15 protein-coding genes are annotated in these 17,203 nt (G+C 59.6%); 8 read left to right on the top strand and 7 right to left on the bottom strand.

Annotation, left to right across the window (positions count from 1 at the left end):
* Nucleotides 1-5: 5 nt before the first annotated feature.
* Nucleotides 6-1,106 carry a polyamine ABC transporter substrate-binding protein gene (locus ACYZUA_RS02790; protein WP_461961998.1) on the top strand — a complete coding sequence of 367 codons (1,101 nt, stop codon included), beginning with the start codon at nt 6-8 and terminating at the stop codon, nt 1,104-1,106.
* 22 nt (nt 1,107-1,128) lie between these two features.
* Here the strand turns inward: ACYZUA_RS02790 and pdxR are convergent, their stop codons facing one another.
* Nucleotides 1,129-2,679 carry a MocR-like pyridoxine biosynthesis transcription factor PdxR gene (gene pdxR / locus ACYZUA_RS02785; RefSeq protein WP_461961997.1) on the bottom strand — a complete coding sequence of 517 codons (1,551 nt, stop codon included), beginning with the start codon at nt 2,677-2,679 and terminating at the stop codon, nt 1,129-1,131.
* A gap of 90 nt (nt 2,680-2,769) precedes the next feature.
* On the opposite strand from pdxR, the gene ACYZUA_RS02780 reads away from it, so the two are divergent.
* The 3 genes from ACYZUA_RS02780 to ACYZUA_RS02770 are packed head-to-tail and all read left to right on the top strand — an operon-like array spanning nt 2,770 to nt 4,538.
* On the top strand, nt 2,770-3,393 hold the full coding sequence (locus tag ACYZUA_RS02780; RefSeq protein WP_461961996.1) for an FMN-binding negative transcriptional regulator: 624 nt from the start codon (nt 2,770-2,772) through the stop codon (nt 3,391-3,393).
* A gap of 9 nt (nt 3,394-3,402) precedes the next feature.
* Nucleotides 3,403-3,849 carry a GNAT family N-acetyltransferase gene (locus ACYZUA_RS02775; RefSeq protein ID WP_461961995.1) on the top strand — a complete coding sequence of 149 codons (447 nt, stop codon included), beginning with the start codon at nt 3,403-3,405 and terminating at the stop codon, nt 3,847-3,849.
* 17 nt (nt 3,850-3,866) lie between these two features.
* Nucleotides 3,867-4,538 (top strand): GNAT family N-acetyltransferase, encoded by a 672-nt coding sequence (locus ACYZUA_RS02770; protein WP_461961994.1) that lies wholly within the window; start codon nt 3,867-3,869, stop codon nt 4,536-4,538.
* A 133-nt stretch (nt 4,539-4,671) separates the two neighbouring features.
* Here the strand turns inward: ACYZUA_RS02770 and ACYZUA_RS02765 are convergent, their stop codons facing one another.
* On the bottom strand, nt 4,672-5,571 hold the full coding sequence (locus tag ACYZUA_RS02765) for a homocysteine S-methyltransferase family protein (protein ID WP_461961993.1): 900 nt from the start codon (nt 5,569-5,571) through the stop codon (nt 4,672-4,674).
* Between the two features lie 112 nt (nt 5,572-5,683).
* On the opposite strand from ACYZUA_RS02765, the gene ACYZUA_RS02760 reads away from it, so the two are divergent.
* The 3 genes from ACYZUA_RS02760 to ACYZUA_RS02750 all read left to right on the top strand — a co-directional run bounded on the left by ACYZUA_RS02760 (nt 5,684) and on the right by ACYZUA_RS02750 (nt 9,811).
* A complete protein-coding gene (locus tag ACYZUA_RS02760) occupies nt 5,684-6,505 on the top strand; it encodes an ABC transporter substrate-binding protein (protein ID WP_461961992.1) in 822 nt (273 codons plus the stop codon).
* Complete coding sequence (locus ACYZUA_RS02755; protein ID WP_461961991.1) at nt 6,502-7,338, top strand: amino acid ABC transporter permease; 837 nt, start codon at nt 6,502-6,504, stop codon at nt 7,336-7,338. The genes ACYZUA_RS02760 and ACYZUA_RS02755 overlap by 4 nt, the downstream gene beginning before the upstream one ends.
* A 220-nt stretch (nt 7,339-7,558) precedes the next feature.
* Nucleotides 7,559-9,811, top strand: coding sequence for an autotransporter outer membrane beta-barrel domain-containing protein (locus tag ACYZUA_RS02750; protein WP_461961990.1), 2,253 nt, complete (start codon nt 7,559-7,561; stop codon nt 9,809-9,811).
* 78 nt (nt 9,812-9,889) lie between these two features.
* Here the strand turns inward: ACYZUA_RS02750 and oadA are convergent, their stop codons facing one another.
* Together oadA and ACYZUA_RS02740 are read right to left on the bottom strand one after the other, a co-directional pair.
* Nucleotides 9,890-11,713 carry a sodium-extruding oxaloacetate decarboxylase subunit alpha gene (gene oadA / locus ACYZUA_RS02745; protein WP_461961989.1) on the bottom strand — a complete coding sequence of 608 codons (1,824 nt, stop codon included), beginning with the start codon at nt 11,711-11,713 and terminating at the stop codon, nt 9,890-9,892.
* 11 nt (nt 11,714-11,724) lie between these two features.
* On the bottom strand, nt 11,725-13,140 hold the full coding sequence (locus ACYZUA_RS02740; RefSeq protein ID WP_008156643.1) for an acetyl-CoA carboxylase biotin carboxylase subunit: 1,416 nt from the start codon (nt 13,138-13,140) through the stop codon (nt 11,725-11,727).
* 190 nt (nt 13,141-13,330) lie between these two features.
* Between ACYZUA_RS02740 and ACYZUA_RS02735 the strand changes: the two genes are divergently transcribed.
* Complete coding sequence (locus ACYZUA_RS02735) at nt 13,331-14,293, top strand: LysR family transcriptional regulator (RefSeq protein ID WP_461961988.1); 963 nt, start codon at nt 13,331-13,333, stop codon at nt 14,291-14,293.
* Here ACYZUA_RS02735 and ACYZUA_RS02730 read toward each other — a convergent pair.
* The 3 genes from ACYZUA_RS02730 to ACYZUA_RS02720 all read right to left on the bottom strand — a co-directional run bounded on the left by ACYZUA_RS02730 (nt 14,235) and on the right by ACYZUA_RS02720 (nt 17,160).
* Nucleotides 14,235-14,444: a PA3496 family putative envelope integrity protein gene (locus ACYZUA_RS02730; RefSeq protein WP_461961987.1), complete on the bottom strand. Its 210-nt coding sequence runs from the start codon at nt 14,442-14,444 to the stop codon at nt 14,235-14,237. The two genes, ACYZUA_RS02735 and ACYZUA_RS02730, sit on opposite strands and share 59 nt — an antisense overlap.
* Nucleotides 14,445-14,662: 218 nt before the next feature.
* Entirely contained in the window at nt 14,663-15,529 is an 867-nt protein-coding gene (gene hexR / locus ACYZUA_RS02725; RefSeq protein ID WP_008156648.1) for a transcriptional regulator HexR, read from the bottom strand.
* Between the two features lie 527 nt (nt 15,530-16,056).
* Nucleotides 16,057-17,160: an IS110 family RNA-guided transposase gene (locus tag ACYZUA_RS02720; protein ID WP_461961983.1), complete on the bottom strand. Its 1,104-nt coding sequence runs from the start codon at nt 17,158-17,160 to the stop codon at nt 16,057-16,059.
* Nucleotides 17,161-17,203 lie beyond the last annotated feature (43 nt).

Genomic DNA, 17,203 nt, shown 5'->3' with positions numbered 1-17,203 from the left:
GAACAATGAAAAGTCTCAAGCTTCTTATCGCGCCCGCGCTGTGTGCCTCGGTGCTCAGTGGCGCCGCTCACGCTGAAGAGCGAACGTTGCGCGTCTACAACTGGTTCGACTACATCACCCCCAAGGCGCTGGAAGACTTCAAGGCCCAGAACACCCAGACCAAACTGGTCTACGACATCTTCGACACCAACGAAGCGCTGGAGGCCAAGCTGCTGACCGGCAACTCCGGCTACGACGTAGTCGTGCCGTCCAACGTGTTCCTCGCCAAGCAGATCGAGGCCGGCGTTTTCCAGCCGCTGGATCGCAGCAAACTGCCGAACTGGAACCACCTCGATCCCAAGCTGATGAAGCTGATCGAAGCCAACGATCCGGGCAACAAATTTGCCGTGCCGTACATGTACGGCACCATCCTGATCGGCTTCAACCCGGACAAGATCAAGGCTGCGCTGGGTGACAACGCACCGGTGGACAGCTGGGACCTGATCTTCAAGGAAGAAAACATCAGCAAGCTCAAGCAGTGCGGTGTCGCACTACTCGACTCGCCGTCGGAGATCCTTCCGCTGGCCCTGCAACACTTGGGTCTGGACCCCAACAGCAAGAAACCGGCGGACTACGAAAAGGCTGAAGCGTTGCTGATGAAGATCCGCCCGTACGTCACCTACTTCCATTCCTCGAAGTACATGGCCGACATCGCCAACGGTGACATCTGCGTCGCGGTCGGTTACTCCGGCAGCTTCTCCCAGGCAGCGAACCGCGCCAAGGAAGCCAAGAACGGCGTGATCGTCGACATGCGCCTGCCGAAAGAAGGCGCGCCGATCTGGTTCGACATGCTCTCGATCCCCAAAGGCGCGAAGAATCCGGAAGACGCCTACACCTTCATCAACTACTTGTTGCAGCCGCAGGTGATTGCACCGGTCAGCGACTTCGTCGGCTACCCGAACCCGAACAAGGACGCCACAGAATTGGTCGACCCGGCGATCCGCAACAACCCGAACCTGTACCCGACCGAAACGGCGATGAGCACGCTTTACACCCTGCAACCGCTGCCCCGCGATGCCGAACGGGCACGGACCCGGGCCTGGACCAAGATCAAATCCGGGACCTGAAACCTGACGGAAGTCCTCGTCCTCAGGGACGCCAGGCCTTCTGCAATCGCCCGAGCGCTGCGATGATCGCCGCCTCGGGCACCGCCGCAAAGCCCAGCACCAGCCCGGCGCGTTGATCCACAGTGGTTCTTGAATCCGGTAGCCAATAACTGCTCAGGCCATTGATCTCGACATCGACACTGGCGGCGGCTTCAATCAGTTCGCGTTCGCGGGCCTGAGTGTCGACCGCCACCGTCAAGTGCAGCCCTGCCGCCACGCTCGGCAGGCTGCCCACCCCTGGGATATCCGAGGGCCAGTTGGCCAGAAGCGTATTGCGGCGACTCAACGCAGCGCGGCGCATACGGCGGATATGCCGCTGAAAATGCCCGGCCGCCATGAACTCGGCCATGACGGCCTGGGTGCTCACCTCGGAATGGCGCACATCGACCGCGCGACGTTGGGCGAAAGCGTCTACCAATGCCGGTGGCAGCACCAGATAACCCAGGCGCAATGCCGGGAAAGCCACTTTGCCGAACGTGCCGACGTAAAGCACCCGCCCGTGACGATCAAGCGCAGCCAGCGGTGCCAGTGGCGCGCCGCTGTAACGATATTCGCCGTCGTAATCATCCTCGACGATCCAGCCCTCGGTTCGCTCGGCCCAGGCCAACAACTCCAGCCGCCGCGCCAGACTCATCACCACCCCGGTCGGGTACTGATGCGACGGCGTGACATAGGCCAGTCGACAATCGTTGAGCCCATTCAATTCGCTGCAGTCGATGCCCTCGCTGTCCACCGCCACCCCGTGCAATCGCGCACCGGCCACGGCGAACGCATGACCCGCCGCCCGATACCCCGGATTCTCGATCGCCACACCATCGCCCGGCTCTACCAGCAGCTGTGCACAAAGGCTAATCCCCTGCTGCGCGCCACTGGTGATCACTATTTGCTCAGCCGAGCACTGCATCCCCCGGGAGCTGCGCAAATACGCGGCAATCAGGCCGCGTAATCGCGCATCGCCCGCTGGATCGCCGTAACACAACTGCTGGAGATCCGGTTTACGCCAGAAAGCCGCGTTCAGCTTGGCCCAGACCTCGAAAGGGAACAGGTCGAACGCCGGAACACCCACGCGAAATGCACGGGGTGGACCGACGGGAGGCAGGGCCAAATGGTTCCTTTCAACCCGCCCCAATGCGCCGCTGTGGATAACTTTGCTGGATGAAACCACAGGTAAATCCAGCCAATTTGTGGATAAGGCTGTGGGTAACCCTGTTGACAACCCTGTGGATACTTTTGTGGATAATTTTTTCACCGGCAGCACAGATTGAGGCAATTGCGCGACATACGTCCCGTCCCCCACACGCCCCTCAATAAAGCCCTCGGCGTAGAGCTGATCGTAGGCCCGGACCACGCTGTTTCGGGAAATCGACAACGCCGCCGCCAGATCGCGACTGGCGGGTAATCGCGTACCGCTGGCCAGACGACCGTCGAGCACTCGCACCCGCAAGGCTTGATAGAGCTGACGACTCAAACCCTGGCGGCGATCGAGTTCGATACCCGCCGGGTTGAATGACAAGGACAGTGGCTCGCTGGTCATGGCAATGGACCTATGAAATTGGTCGTTAATGGCTCTTACAACAGACCATTAGCCTGCCTAGGATGCAGGCATTCGCCAAGGAAAATCTCCATGTACACGCCAAGCAGCTTTGCCATAGATGACTTGCATGAACTGCACCAGCAGATACTCGGCACCCGCCTCGCTGTGTTGGTCACACACGGGGAACAAGGTCTGCAAGCCAGCCATTTGCCGCTGCTGTTGAGTTCAGACCAGGGCCCGAATGGCACCCTTTACGGACACTTCGCCAAGGCCAATCCGCAATGGAAGGAACTGCAGAACGGCGCCGAAGCCCTGGTGATTTTTGCCGGTGCCGACGCTTACGTCAGCCCGGGGTTTTACCCGAGCAAAGCCGAGCACGGCAAAGTGGTGCCGACCTGGAACTACGTCGCCGTGCATGCGTACGGCACGGCCGAAGTGTTCACCGACGCCGATCGCCTGCGCACGCTGGTCAGCGCGCTGACTGATCGTCATGAAGCGGGTCGAGCCAGTCCATGGAAAGTCGCCGATGCCCCCGCCGACTACATTGACGGGATGCTCAAGGCCATCGTCGGTTTTGCCTTGCCGATCCAGCGCCTGGAAGGCAAACGCAAGCTCAACCAGAACCGCAACGCTGCAGACATCGCCGGTGTGCGCGAGGGGCTTGCCGCCAGCCCTGATGTGTACGACCAGGCCCTCGCCCACTTGATGCGTTAAGGAACGAACATGAGTCAGATCGACATCCGCCAGGTCACCGCCGACGACCACGCCGCCTGGTTGCCCTTGTGGCAAGCGTACCTGCGTTTCTACAACACCGAACTGCCTGAGGCCGTCACCCAAAGCACTTGGCAGCGCCTGCTCGACCCGAGCGAACCGACCCATGCCGCACTGGCCTGGGCCGACGGCAAAGCGGTGGGCATGGTGCATTTCATCTACCATCGTTCGAACTGGAGCATCGAAAACTCCTGCTACCTGCAAGACTTGTTGGTAACGCCTGAGACCCGCGGCACTGGCGTCGGCCGACAGTTGATCGAATTCGTTTACGCGACAGCCAAAGAGGACGGTCGCTGCAAGGTCCACTGGCTGACCCACGAAACCAATGCCACGGCGATTCAGCTCTATGAGCGCATCGCCGAACGCCCCGGTTTCATCCAGTTTCGCAAAGCCATTTAAGGTTCAAGGAGAACAGCATGTCGACTTCACTCGCCGACTGGAAAGGCGTCCCGGCGCCGTCGGTTCAAACCATTGAAGGGCGTTTCATCCGCCTGGAAAAACTCGACCCGGCGCGTCACGCCGACGGTTTGTGGAAAGCCCTGCAAGGCCCGGGTTCCGACCCGAAACTCTGGGACTATTTACCTTATGGGCCTTTCCCGGAGCGCAGCGCGTTCAACGGTTGGCTGAACAATCACGCGGCCAATAGCGACCTGTATTTCTTCAGCGTGATCGACCGTGCCAGCGGCGATGTGCAAGGCATTCTCAGTTTGATGTCGATTGTTCCTTCACAAGGTCGGATCGAGATTGGGCATGTCACGTTCGGTGCGCCGATGCAGCGTTCGCCGAAAAGTACCGAGGCGGTTTATTTGCTGGCCAAGGAATCCTTTGCGCTGGGTTATCGCCGTCTGGAGTGGAAGTGCAACAACGGCAATGCCCGCTCCAAATACGCGGCCGAACGGCTGGGGTTCAGTTTTGAGGGCGTGTTTCGCCAGCACATGGTGGTCAAGGGTCAGAACCGGGATACGGCGTGGTATTCGATTCTGGACTCGGAATGGCCGGCGATCGGGGCGGGGTTTGAGCGGTGGTTGTCCGATGAGAACCAGACGGATTCGGGGCAGGTGAAAACGTTGGCGGAGTGCCGCGGGTAAAACATCGGCGCCTGGACGGACGCCTTCGTCGGAACGCCGCCCGGAGCAAGCTTTGCTCCTACGGGATTTGGGCCGGACACACGATCTGTGGACGCCACCAAATCTGTAGGAGCATGGCTTGTCCGCGATGCTTTTAGGCGAGTTTCTGCGCCAACACGGCGATATGCTCCGGCCCGATCCCGCAGCAACCACCCAAATGACTGGCGCCGCGTTCTTTCCAATCCGCCGCCCACTGCAAATAACCCGGCGGATCAAGGTCTTCACGCAACGGGTCCAGACCGTCATTGGCCGTGGCCTCTTTCGGTTGCGGCGGGAAGGCATTGGCGTAAGCGCCAATGTGAATCTTCACACCCAACTGCTCGAAGGTTTCCCGCGCGGCATCGATCGCGGCACCGATCACTTCCGGCTGGCTGCAGTTGAACAGCAACGTCTCGACACCCAGCTCAACCGCCACTGCTGCGGCGTCAGCCACCGGCTCACCCGAACGCAGGCGCGGCACTTCGTCCGTGTCCTCATCCTTCAAGGTAAACGACAGCCAGAACGGCTTGCCGTCCTTCGGCAGACCAGCATGGATCGCTCGCGCTTCAACGATTGAACTCTGGGTTTCTGCCAGCCACAGATCGACATGAGGTGCCAGCCCCTTCACCAGCGGCGCCAACAATTCAGTCACCCGAGCAGCGTCGAAAAGGTCCGGACGATAGGACCCAAACAGCGGCGGCAATGAACCGGCCACACGCACCGCTTTGCCCGAAGCCTCTACCGCGCGCCGAGCCAGCTCACCGGCCAACGCCGCGAGCGCCTGCCCTTCGGCTGCAAAACGCTCTTCGCCAATGTGAAACGGCACCACCGCGTAACTGTTGCTGGTGATCACGTTCGCACCGCTTTCGATATAAGCCGAGTGCACCGCCTCTACCGCTTGCGGCGCTTCGCTCAAGGCCAGCGCCGACCACTCGGGCTGTCTGAACGGTGCGCCTCGGCGTTGCAGCTCGCGACCCATGCCGCCATCCAGAATTACTGTGCTTGCTGCGCCCATATGCTTTTCACTCATAAGCTTATGAAAATAACTCACTATCGGAGTCGTTCTTATAACTATTTAATACGCACCATTCGGTTAATAACAACCTCTTTTTTCTCAGGGATCGACTGTGAAATTCCAACCACTCCTGGCCCTGGGCCTGACGATTCTGGCTGCCTCCACACAAGCCTTTGGCGGCGCCACGCTGGACCGCGTCGAAAAAAAGAAAGAACTGGTGGGCGTGTTGATGGAAAGCTATCCACCCTTCTCGTTCCTCAATGATCAGAACCAGCTCGATGGATTCGACGTCGACGTGGCCAAGGCCGTGGCAGACAAACTGGGCGTCAAACTGCGCCTCGAAACCCCGTCCTGGGACGTGATCGCCGCCGGCCGCTGGAGTGGGCGCTACGACATCTGCATCTGCTCCATGACCCCGAGCAAGGCCCGCGCCGAGGTCTTCGACTTCCCGGTCGAGTATTACGCCTCGCCAGCGGTGATCGTGGTCAACGCCAAGGACGACAGCATCCACAACGCCAAGGATCTGAGCGGCAAGAAAGTCGGCCTCACCAGCGCCTCCAGCTACGAAAGCTACCTGAACAAGAACCTGGTGATCGAAGGCGCCGAAGACACCCAATTGCAGTACCCGTTCGAGGACGTGCAAATCGCCCCGTATGACACTGACAACGTGGCATTTCAGGACCTCGGCCTGGGTGCTGGCGTGCGACTGGACGCGATCCTCACCAACCTTGTCACCGCGCAACCGCGCCTGACCGAAGACAAACGCTTCAAGCTCGCCGGCGAGCCGCTGTACTCGGAGCCAAACTCGGTGGCCATTGAAAAAGGCGACGCCCAATGGGACGCCAAAGTGCGTGACGTCTTCGCTCAGCTGAAACAGGACGGCACCCTGAGCAAGCTCTCGCAGAAATGGATCGGCGCCGACATCAGCAAATGACTTCTTTCCCCAAAACTCCTCAGCCGCCACAACCGGTGGCTGAGTCGCTATTGCAACGGATCTTCGGTTTCCGCACGCGGCTGTACCTGACCTGGGCAGTGATGTTCGGGTTGTTCGCCAGCTTCTTCCTGAGCTTCGACCTGAAGTTCTCGATCATCCTCGACAAACTGCCGAACCTGATCGGCCTGCACCTGGCGCCCAACGGCTTTTTGCAGGGCGCGGCGCTGACGTTGTTCTTGTGCCTGTGCTCGATCGTGACCTCCTCGCTGTTGGGCTTCATCACCGCCCTGGCGCGGCTGTCGAAAAGCGCCGTGGCCTTCGGGATCGCGAGCTTCTATGCCTCGTTCTTTCGTGGCACGCCGCTGCTGATCCAGATCTTGCTGATCTACCTCGGCCTGCCACAACTCGGCATCGTCCCGGGCGCCATCGCCGCCGGCATCATCGCCCTGTCGCTGAACTACGGCGCATACCTGAGCGAGATCTTCCGCGCCGGCATCCTCGGCGTCGCCCACGGCCAACGCGAAGCGTCCCTGGCCTTGGGTATGAGCGAAACCGTGATCTTCTGGCGCGTCACCCTGCCCCAGGCCATGCGCACCATCATCCCGCCGACCACTAACCAATTCATCTCGATGCTCAAAGACTCCTCGCTGATCTCGGTGATGGGGGTTTGGGAGGTGATGTTTCTGGCGCAATCGTATGGGCGTTCGAGCTATCGCTACATCGAGATGCTGACGACGGCGGCAGTGATTTATTGGGTGATGTCGATTGGGCTGGAGCTGATTCAGGCGCGGATGGAGCGGCATTATGGGAAGGCGTATTTGAGCCGTAGTTAGCGAAAGGACGATGAGTTTCCGAGTTGCGATAGCCGACCATGTCTCGATTTGTTGTAAGAAAAAGCGTCAGTCCGTACGGGTAAAAACAGCCTTCCTCAGGAGGCTGGCAATTTTCTACACAACCTTCTGACAACCCCCGCAAGCCTGCGGGAAGCAGCTGACATCGGTACCTATAGTCTCTCTCTTAGAGTTGGCCTCCTTTCAAAAGAGGCCGTACTCGATGCCCGTTCAACACAAATACCGACCAAAAAATCTGGCGCTGGCCGTTGCGCTTGCAGTGGGTTGCATAGAAGTCTCCATGGCGCAGCAACCGGAGCCTCAAGTCAATTCCGAAGCGCCGACCACCAAACCTCGTAAAAAAACCGCCAAGCCCAATGAGCGCTTCGATGATCTTTTCGCGATCAAGGAGTTCATCGGTCCACGTGAAAATGCTGCCCGGGCCACAAACGGGTCGGGTGACGGGCAGACAGTTCGGCCAGTAACAACTGAACCGCTTGCCACCGTTGCAGTCGACTTCGATGACGCCTTCTATGAGTCTCTTAGCTTTCCCGAACCCACCGCTTCCGAAGTAGCATCCGCTCCTGCGGAGGTAGACCCGTTCGTTCGGTTCCAGAACGACTACACCACTCAACACACGCTCATTTCAAAGCCACTCCAAACCATCGACGGCGTCTCGCTGGTGTTGGGCGACGCGGATGACCTTCTGGTCATCAACAGAGGCGCCCGATGGGATGGAAAACTTGATGGCGGCAACGGAGTCAACGGTCTGCTCCTTAACTCCGCAGACGGTGGCACAGTAGGAGACACAACCAATTTTGCTGCCCTGCGGGTCGCGAAAGGCGCATGGACATTAAATGGCAGCAACGACTTCCATGAAGGTGCCGAAGTAAGGAAAGACGCTACGCTATTTAACCTAGGCGCTATAAAAGGCACTGTGTACGTTGATAACGGAGGCACCTACGGCGGCTACGGTAAAGTAGGCGGCTTGCATGTGGACGGTCAGTTGCTGGTCAGTAAAAATTTGGGGGCTCCTTCCATTAGAGGGGATCTTACGCTTAGCGAAAGCGCCACACTCGCCTACGAAGTAACGGATAAGGCTGATACTTCAGAGACTATTTACGTCGAGGGAATCGCCAAGCTTGGTGGCGCGTCTTTACTGGTTACCGCTCTGCCAGGTGACTACGCACAAACCACTAATCACACAATACTTTCCGCAGAACGGGTCGAAGGAACATTCAAGCGAGTCGACAGCAATCTGGCGTTCATGAAGGCTACCCCGGACTACAGCGACAAACAGGCCGTTCGCCTGACCTACGCTCGCAACGAAGTGCTTTTCGAGAATCTCGCGACCAACGAAAACGGTCGGGAACTCGCCCGCAGTATTGAAGAGCCCAAAGCCAGTCCGACGGCGCAGACACCTCCCAATACCGCGAACACCGCTGTCACGGCCCTGCTCGCCTCCACCACCGAAACAGCCTCCCAGGCCATCGACCAACTGGACGGCAGCCAGAACGCCAACCTTGCGAAAGCGACCCTCAACAGTGACAGCCCAATCAGCGCGACCATGCTCTCTGCCATGCGTCAGCTGGACAGCGCCAGTAGCTACAGCAAATCCACCAGGCGCAATGCACCACGCCTGGCCGCCGGTAGCGAGGACAATGGCCGAGTCTGGCTTCAAGCATTGGGTCACGGCGGGACGCTGGATCGCGACTACGACGCTCTGAAACACACAACCCACGGTCTGGTGCTGGGAGCGGATTGGGGCATCAATGAGGAATGGCGCATCGGGGTGATGAGCGGCAAATCCGAAACGCGCCTGGATAGCCGCGGACTCGACGGTGATCTCGACAGCTGGCATTTGGGAGCTTATGCCCTGCGTCAAAACGGACCAATGTCCCTGCGCCTGGGCGCGACCTATAGCAGCCACGATGGCAGCACTAAACGTCGGGTTGCCTTCAAAGGTTTCAGCGACCGCCCCGAAGGCCGTTACGATGCCAACACCCAGCAGGCCTTTGCGGAATTGGGTTACAACCTGGGCCGGGCGAACGTCAGCATCGAACCGTTTGCCAGCCTCGGCTACCAACGCTATCAGCGCGACACCTACACGGAAAAAGGTGGCGCAGCGGCACTGAAGGTACACGGTCAAACGCAGAACAATTTGAACAGCACATTCGGCCTGCGACTTGCGAAGCTCAACACGCTGGATAACGGCATGCAACTGACGCCGCGATTCAGTGCCGGCTGGAAACACACTTACGGGGACGTCTACAGCGATACCCGCCAACGATTGGTGACGGGCGGAAAAAACTTCACCGTTACCGGCGCGCAGCTGGATCGTGACAGCCTGCTGGTCGATGCAGGGCTGGACCTTGGATTGTCAGCAAAACACACCCTGGGCGTCGGCCTCACTGGCGAGATCGGCACCGACAGCCGAAACCACGGCGTCACGGGTCAGTGGCGAATGAGTTTCTAATACCCACAAATCCCGGGCGAAAAAAAAGGGGAGCACATGCCCCCCCGAGGTTTAAAGCGGTGTATCGAGGCTGTTAACTCAGCCTTCGATCTCGATCAGGATCTCGCCCGGGTTCACCCGGTCGCCCTTGGCCACGTGAATGGCGGAGACTTTGCCGGCGATGGCCGCCTGCACTTCGGTTTCCATCTTCATCGCTTCGGTGATCAGTACGGCCTGGCCGGCTTTCACGGTATCGCCTTCCTTGACCAGCACGTCGACGATGTTGCCCGGCATGGTGGTGCTGACGTGGCCCGGCGCTGTGGCTTGCTTGCGCTTGCTGCTGCCGCCGCTGACGAATTCGTTGAGCGGCTCGAACACCACTTCTTCCGGCATGCCGTCGATCGACAGGTAGAAGTGACGCTTGCCTTCAGCCTTGACGCCGACACCGGTGATGTCGACGCGGTAGGTTTCGCCGTGGACGTCGATGACGAACTCGGTCGGCACGCCTTCGCCACCGGCCGAGGTCACACCGCCGGCTTCAGGAATCGGCAGCAACACTTCTGGAGTCAGGGTGCCGGCCGCGCGTTCTTCGAGGAACTTGCGACCGATGTCCGGGAACATGGCGTAGGTCAGCACGTCTTCTTCAGACTTGGCCACGGTGCCGATTTCGGCACGCAGTTTGGTCATCTCCGGCTTGAGCAGGTCGGCCGGACGCACGTCGATCACTTCTTCGCTGCCGATCGCCTGGCGACGCAGTTTTTCGTTCACGGTGCCCGGCGCTTTGCCGTAGCCGCCCTGCAGGTAAAGCTTCACTTCGTTGGTGATGGTTTTGTAGCGCTCGCCGGCCAGCACGTTGAAGAACGCCTGGGTGCCGACGATTTGCGAGGTCGGCGTCACCAGCGGCGGGAAGCCGAGGTCTTCACGAACGCGCGGGATTTCGGCCAGCACTTCGCTCATGCGATTCAGGGCGCCCTGCTCTTTCAACTGGTTGGCCAGGTTGGAAATCATCCCGCCCGGTACCTGGTTGACTTGAACGCGCGTGTCGACGGCGGTGAACTCGCTTTCGAACTGGTGGTACTTCTTGCGCACGGCGTAGAAGTACAGACCGATCTCTTGCAGCAGTTCCAGGTTCAGGCCTGTATCGAATTCGGTGCCTTTAAGGGCAGCGACCATCGATTCGGTGCCCGGGTGGCTGGTGCCGGATGCGAAGCTGGAGATCGCGGTGTCGATGTGGTCGGCGCCGTTTTCGATAGCTTTGAGCTGGCACATGGTGGCCATGCCAGAGGTATCGTGCGAGTGAATGAACACGGGCAGCGACTGCTCGGATTTCAATGCCTTGACCAGTTCGCCAGTGGCGTACGGGGTCAGCAGGCCGGCCATGTCCTTGATCGCCACGGAATCACATCCCATGGCTTCCATTTGCCGAGCTTGCGCCACGAATGCATCAATGGTGTGCACTGGGCTTGTGGTGTAAGCGATAGTGCCTTGAGCGTGTTTGCCGGCAGCTTTCACCGCTTCGATGGCGACTCGCAGGTTACGTACGTCGTTCATGGCGTCGAAGATGCGGAACACGTCGATGCCGTTGACCGCAGCCTTGGCGACGAAGGCTTTGACCACGTCGTCGCTGTAATGGCGGTAGCCCAGCAGGTTCTGGCCACGCAGGAGCATTTGCAGACGCGTGTTAGGCAGCGCCGCACGCAGTTGGCGCAGACGCTCCCACGGGTCTTCTTTCAGGAAGCGGACGCAGGCGTCGAAGGTCGCGCCGCCCCAGCACTCCAGCGACCAGTAGCCGACTTTGTCGAGCTTGTCGCAGATCGGCAGCATGTCTTCGGTGCGCATGCGGGTTGCGAGCAGCGATTGGTGGGCGTCGCGCAGGATTGTGTCGGTAACGTGGATACGCTTTGTAGGTAAAGAGTTAGTCATTGGAATATTCCTCACAGGCCTGCGTGGGCGGCGATGGCGGCGGCGATGGCCAGGGCCAGCTCTTCGGGTTTGCGCTTGATCGAGTAGTTGGTCAGTTCAGGATGGCTTTCAACGAAGCTGGTATTGAACTGGCCGCTACGGAATTCCGGGTTACGCAGGATTTCCTGGTAGTACGCGGCGGTGGTCTTGACCCCTTGCAGACGCATGTCGTCCAAGGCGCGCAGGCCACGGTCCATCGCCTCTTCCCACGTCAGCGCCCAGACCACCAGTTTCAGGCACATGGAGTCGTAGAACGGCGGAATCGTGTAGCCGGTATAGATCGCCGTGTCGGTGCGCACGCCGGGGCCGCCGGGCGCGTAGTAACGGGTGATCTTGCCAAAGCTCGGCAGGAAGTTGTTTTTCGGGTCTTCGGCGTTGATCCGGAATTGCAGCGCGAAACCGCGGTGCTGGATGTCTTCCTGTTTCACCGAAAGCGGCAGGCCGGAGGCGATGCGGATCTGCTCACGCACGATGTCGATGCCGGTGATTTCTTCAGTGATGGTGTGTTCCACCTGCACCCGGGTGTTCATCTCCATGAAGTACACCTCGCCCTCGGCGAGCAGAAACTCCACGGTGCCGGCGTTCTCGTAACCCACGGCCTTGGCTGCGCGCACCGACAGGTCGCCAATGTAGGCGCGCTGTTCAGGGGTCAGTTGCGGGCTCGGGGCGATCTCGATGAGCTTCTGGTTGCGACGCTGGATCGAGCAATCACGCTCGAACAGGTGCACCACGTTGCCAAAGCTGTCGCCGAGGATCTGCGCTTCGATGTGTTTTGGATTGACGATGCATTTTTCCAGGAACACTTCCGCCGAACCAAAAGCCTTGGTGGCTTCGGAAATGACCCGAGGGAATGCTTGTTCAAGTTCTTCCCGGCTGTCGCAGCGACGGATACCACGGCCACCGCCACCGGAAGTCGCCTTGAGCATCACCGGATAACCGATGCGGTCGCCTTCGATCAAGGCTTCCGCGATATCCGCGACGTTGCCTTCGGTCCCCGGGGTGACGGGTACGCCAGCCTTGATCATGCTGCGACGGGCTTCGGTCTTGTCGCCCATGCGGCGAATCACTTCAGCCGATGGACCGATGAACTTGATGCCGCGCTCGGCGCAGATATCTGCCAGTTCAGCGTTTTCCGAGAGGAAACCGTAGCCGGGGTGCAGCGCATCGCAACCGGTTTCTACCGCCAGATTCACCAGCTTGCGCGCATTCAGGTACCCGGCCAGTGGCTCGGCACCAATGCTGTGGGCCTCGTCCGCACGCTTCACATGCAGCGCATGGCGGTCGGCGTCGGAATAGATCGCGACCGAGCGAATGCCCATCTCGGCGCAGGCACGCACGATTCGTACGGCAATCTCACCACGGTTGGCGATCAGGATCTTTTTTATCACTTGGAGGTTCCCTTGAGCCGGTGGTACCCACGACCTGCTAGACCAGGTCGACGCGTGACCAAATGTTTCGATTCAGTCGCAGCCCCACACTAGCCCCCACAAGGGATTAACAAAAATGATTAATTATTGGGTCAGCCATAAGTAAAGACTTATAGTTGACGCATCAGCCTGCGGTGAGAGCGCCTATAAAATGCGTAAGTCCTTGATGCGTATGACATTACGTCAATTACAGATCTTCAATGAGGTCTGTGATTTGCGATCCTACAGCCGCGCAGCCGATGAAATGTCTCTCACACAACCTGCCGTGAGCCTACAGATTCGTCAACTTGAAGAGCTGATTGGTCAGCCATTGTTCGATTACGTCGGCAAAAAGCTCTACATGACCGAGGCAGCTGAAGCCCTTCAACGCGCCAGCCGGGACATTTTCGGGCGTCTGGAAAACCTCGACATGCAGCTTTCAGACATGCAGGGATCGCTGCAAGGGCAGCTGAAACTGGCGGTGGAATCCAGCGCCAAGTATTTCGTGCCGCACCTGTTTGCCGCGTTCAAGCGCCAGCATCCGGAAGTGAACCTGCACCTGACGGTGGTTAACCGCGGACAGGTGATTCGACGCCTGTCGGACAACCGCGATGATTTGGTGATCATGTCGATGGTGCCGCAAGACATGGGGCTGGAATTTCTGCCGTTTCTCAACAATCCAATCGTGGCCGTGGCGCCGCCGGACCATCCGCTGTCCCATATGGGGCCGCTGCGCTTGCAGGATCTGGAACCTTACACACTGCTGTTGCGCGAACCGGGCTCCGGTACGCGATTGGCTTGCGAGGAATATTTCAAGGAGAAGCGCGTGCACTTCACGCAGATCCAAGAGGTGGCGTCGGCCGAAGCCCAGCGTGAATGCGTACGGGCGGGTCTGGGCCTGGCGCTGTTGACCCGCCACGCCCTGAACCTTGAGTTGGCGACCGGCGCACTCATAGAGCTGCCGGTCGAAGAGCTGCCGCTGTACCGCAGCTGGTGCCTGGTGCAAGCCAAGGCGAAACGGCTGTCACCGGTGGCACACGCGTTCCTTGCGTTTATTCGCAGCGAGCGGGTGCAGATCAGCGCGCTGGTTGAGCGTTTCGACGGGAAGTTGCCGGTGCCGCCTGCCAGTAGTTGAGCGCCAGATCAGGGAAATCACCGATCTCGGCCAGCAGTTGGCGACGTTCGCAGCGATCTTCGATAGCGCGGCGAAACTCCATGCGGCGCTGGTCTTCCTGCTGACGACGGGTTCTGGTGGCGCTGTTGCGTTCTTCGTAGGGCTGGGCCATTTCGAGTCTCCCAAGGCGATTACGGGAGTTTCAAGATAGGCGCGAAGGATGACGGTTTGGCGGCGGGCGGGTTACAGGGATGTGAATCTTTGGCGTTTTTGAGGACGCCATCGCGAGCAGGCTTGCTCCCACATTTGATCGAGTTGTCCTGACGGACGCGCTCCCCCTGTGGGAGCGAGCCTGCTCGCGATTAAGGTCGGAACGACCTTACGACGACGTCAGTCGTCCAGCGCTTTTACCGACTTGGGTGACAGCCGCAAGCTGCGCAGACTGCGCTTGACGCTCTTGAGGTGATTGACCAGGCTCGGCCCGCGCGCCATGGCCACGCCCATCGCCAACACGTCGATCACCACCAGGTGGGCGATGCGCGAGGTCAGCGGCGTATAGATCTCGGTGTCTTCGTGCACATCAATCGCCAGGTTGACGGTCGACAGTTCGGCCAACGGTGTCTGGCTCGGGCACAAGGTAATCAGCGAAGCGCCGCTCTCGCGCACCAGATTGGCGGTGATCAACAAATCTTTGGAACGCCCGGACTGGGAAATACAGATCGCCACGTCGGTCGGTTTCAACGTGACCGCCGACATCGCCTGCATGTGTGGGTCGGAATACGCCGCCGCCGTCAGCAATAAACGGAAGAACTTGTGCTGGGCATCGGCCGCCACTGCGCCCGACGCGCCAAAGCCATAGAACTCGACCCGCTGGGCCTGCGACATGAGCGACACAGCCCGCTGCAACTCCACCGGATCAAGCTTCTCGCGAACCTCCATCAGCGTGTGCAGGGTGGTGTCGAAGATTTTCAGGCTGTAGTCAGCGACCGAATCGTCTTCATGAATCGCGAATTGTCCGAAGCTCGCGCCGGCAGCCAGGCTCTGCGCCAGCTTCAGCTTCAAGTCCTGGAAACCAGAGCAACCGATGGCGCGACAGAAGCGCACGATGGTCGGTTCACTGATGCCCACGTTGTGGGCCAGGTCGGCCATGGAGCTGTGCATCACCGCCGCAGGATCAAGCAGCACGTGGTCGGCGACCTTGAGCTCCGACTTGCGTAAGAGGTGGCGTGACTGGGCGATGTGTTGCAGCAGATTCAAAGGGCTGGACTCTTTGTTATTGGCAGGTGCCGGGGATGTAGCAAGCTTGTAGTTATACTACATGAATCGGCTTTTTGCCTGCTCAATGCGTAACTCGATGCCCCCATTTCACGCCACATGCGCTCCATGTAGCCCCCGAGACCCTGTAGCAGCTGCCGAAGGCTGCGTTCGGCGGCGCAGCCGTCGTAAAACCTGAGAACCGGATTATCCGGTAACCGCGTAACGCCCCTTCACGACGGCTGCGCCGCCGAACGCAGCCTTCGGCAGCTGCTATGTATGGACTCGCCCCCACTGTCTACCCGCTTTTAAAAAAACTGCCGCCCCGTTGCATCTATGTATTAGGCCTGTTCGAGGAAGCCGTCGTCGGCTTCTGGCCAAAATTGGAAGAGCTCGTGGCATGCCGATTACAGTCAGGCCTCGAAGGCCACTAGCAGCTTAGGCATCACTCCACGCCGGTCTTACCAGGGGTCAATGTTTTTTCAGCAACAGGTTGGTCAGTAGGTACCTCGGTGGCAGAACTCGGTGGATCAGTGGCTCATCGTCGCTTGCTGGCCGTCGGCGGGCTGGCGACGATAAGTCTGGTCATTCTGTAAAAGCACCCAGACGATGCGCAGGTTGCGATTGGCCAACCTGACCGCTGCGTCCTTGCGGCCCAATCGGCTCATCCAGCGCAACAAACGGCGGTCGTCGGGCTGTTGGGAATCAGGTCGCAACTGCTGCAATACCGCGTGGGCACCCTGGATCATCAGGCTGCGCAAATAGCTATCGCCTCGCTTGGTCATGTCCCCCAGTTGAATCGTCTTCCCGCTGCTGTGCTGATCAGGGACCATGCCGAAGTACGCGGCGAACATGCGAGCATTGAGAAAACGCTCAGGCTTGGTTTCCTTGGCCACCAGCGCCGTAGCGGTGATTGGGCCGATACCGCGCACCGTCATCAACCGTTTGGCTGTCTTGTCGGCGTTCGCGGCCACTTCCAAACGTCCCGTCAGGACGTTGATGCGCTCGCCCAAATGGCGCCACTCGGCCAACAGTTCGTCGATCAGCTCGCGCAACAGGGCAGGCACCGGCTGGGTGGCATCCTCCAATATCCGCGGGATTCTCTGGCTGATCGCGACGTCGCCCTGTGCCAGCGCAATCCCGTGCTCAAGCAGCAGGCCGCGCATCTGATTACTCACGGCGGTGCGGCGACGCACGTAACCTTGACGAGCGCGATGCAGTGCCTGCATGGCCAGCGCTGCGACACTTTTGACCGGCACTGCGCAGATCTTTTCGTCGCGACCGGCACGCAGGATGGCCAGCGCATCGTTACGATCATTTTTAGGGCCGCTGCGATGCTTGGCCACCAGACCGGCAGGCAGAATCCGCGCCAGGTTGCCTTGATCCTGCAGCTGCCGGGCCCAAGCTTGAGCGCCTGGGCCGGTCTCCATCAGGACCACGACATGAGGCGGCAGCTGGCGGAGAAACTCGTAGAACGCCTCGCGCGACTTGATCCGCTGCTCATAATGCACCTTGCCGAGGGCGTCTTCGCCGGCGAGCTGGAACACATGCTTGGCCAGGTCGACCGCCACGGTAGTGCAGGCCGATAAATCGGCAGAAGACAAGGATTGATCAATCGAAGTATGCTTTTTCATGGACTCGCCCTCGCTGTCGTTGGCTGTTTAGACTGCCACCGTG

The organism is Pseudomonas sp. LS2P72, from assembly GCF_054897865.1.
The sequence above is the reverse complement of the archived record's forward strand: the minus strand, read 5'-3'. Positions and strand labels throughout refer to the sequence as shown.

Bases quoted from the DNA above. Each gene is read 5' to 3' on its own strand.
- ACYZUA_RS02790 (WP_461961998.1), top strand. From the start codon at position 6: ATGAAAAGTCTCAAGCTTCTTATCGCGCCCGCGCTGTGTGCCTCGGTG.
- pdxR (WP_461961997.1), bottom strand. From the start codon at position 2,679: ATGACCAGCGAGCCACTGTCCTTGTCATTCAACCCGGCGGGTATCGAA.
- ACYZUA_RS02780 (WP_461961996.1), top strand. From the start codon at position 2,770: ATGTACACGCCAAGCAGCTTTGCCATAGATGACTTGCATGAACTGCAC.
- ACYZUA_RS02775 (WP_461961995.1), top strand. From the start codon at position 3,403: ATGAGTCAGATCGACATCCGCCAGGTCACCGCCGACGACCACGCCGCC.
- ACYZUA_RS02770 (WP_461961994.1), top strand. From the start codon at position 3,867: ATGTCGACTTCACTCGCCGACTGGAAAGGCGTCCCGGCGCCGTCGGTT.
- ACYZUA_RS02765 (WP_461961993.1), bottom strand. From the start codon at position 5,571: ATGGGCGCAGCAAGCACAGTAATTCTGGATGGCGGCATGGGTCGCGAG.
- ACYZUA_RS02755 (WP_461961991.1), top strand. From the start codon at position 6,502: ATGACTTCTTTCCCCAAAACTCCTCAGCCGCCACAACCGGTGGCTGAG.
- ACYZUA_RS02750 (WP_461961990.1), top strand. From the start codon at position 7,559: ATGCCCGTTCAACACAAATACCGACCAAAAAATCTGGCGCTGGCCGTT.
- oadA (WP_461961989.1), bottom strand. From the start codon at position 11,713: ATGACTAACTCTTTACCTACAAAGCGTATCCACGTTACCGACACAATC.
- ACYZUA_RS02735 (WP_461961988.1), top strand. From the start codon at position 13,331: ATGCGTAAGTCCTTGATGCGTATGACATTACGTCAATTACAGATCTTC.
- ACYZUA_RS02730 (WP_461961987.1), bottom strand. From the start codon at position 14,444: ATGGCCCAGCCCTACGAAGAACGCAACAGCGCCACCAGAACCCGTCGT.
- ACYZUA_RS02720 (WP_461961983.1), bottom strand. From the start codon at position 17,160: ATGAAAAAGCATACTTCGATTGATCAATCCTTGTCTTCTGCCGATTTA.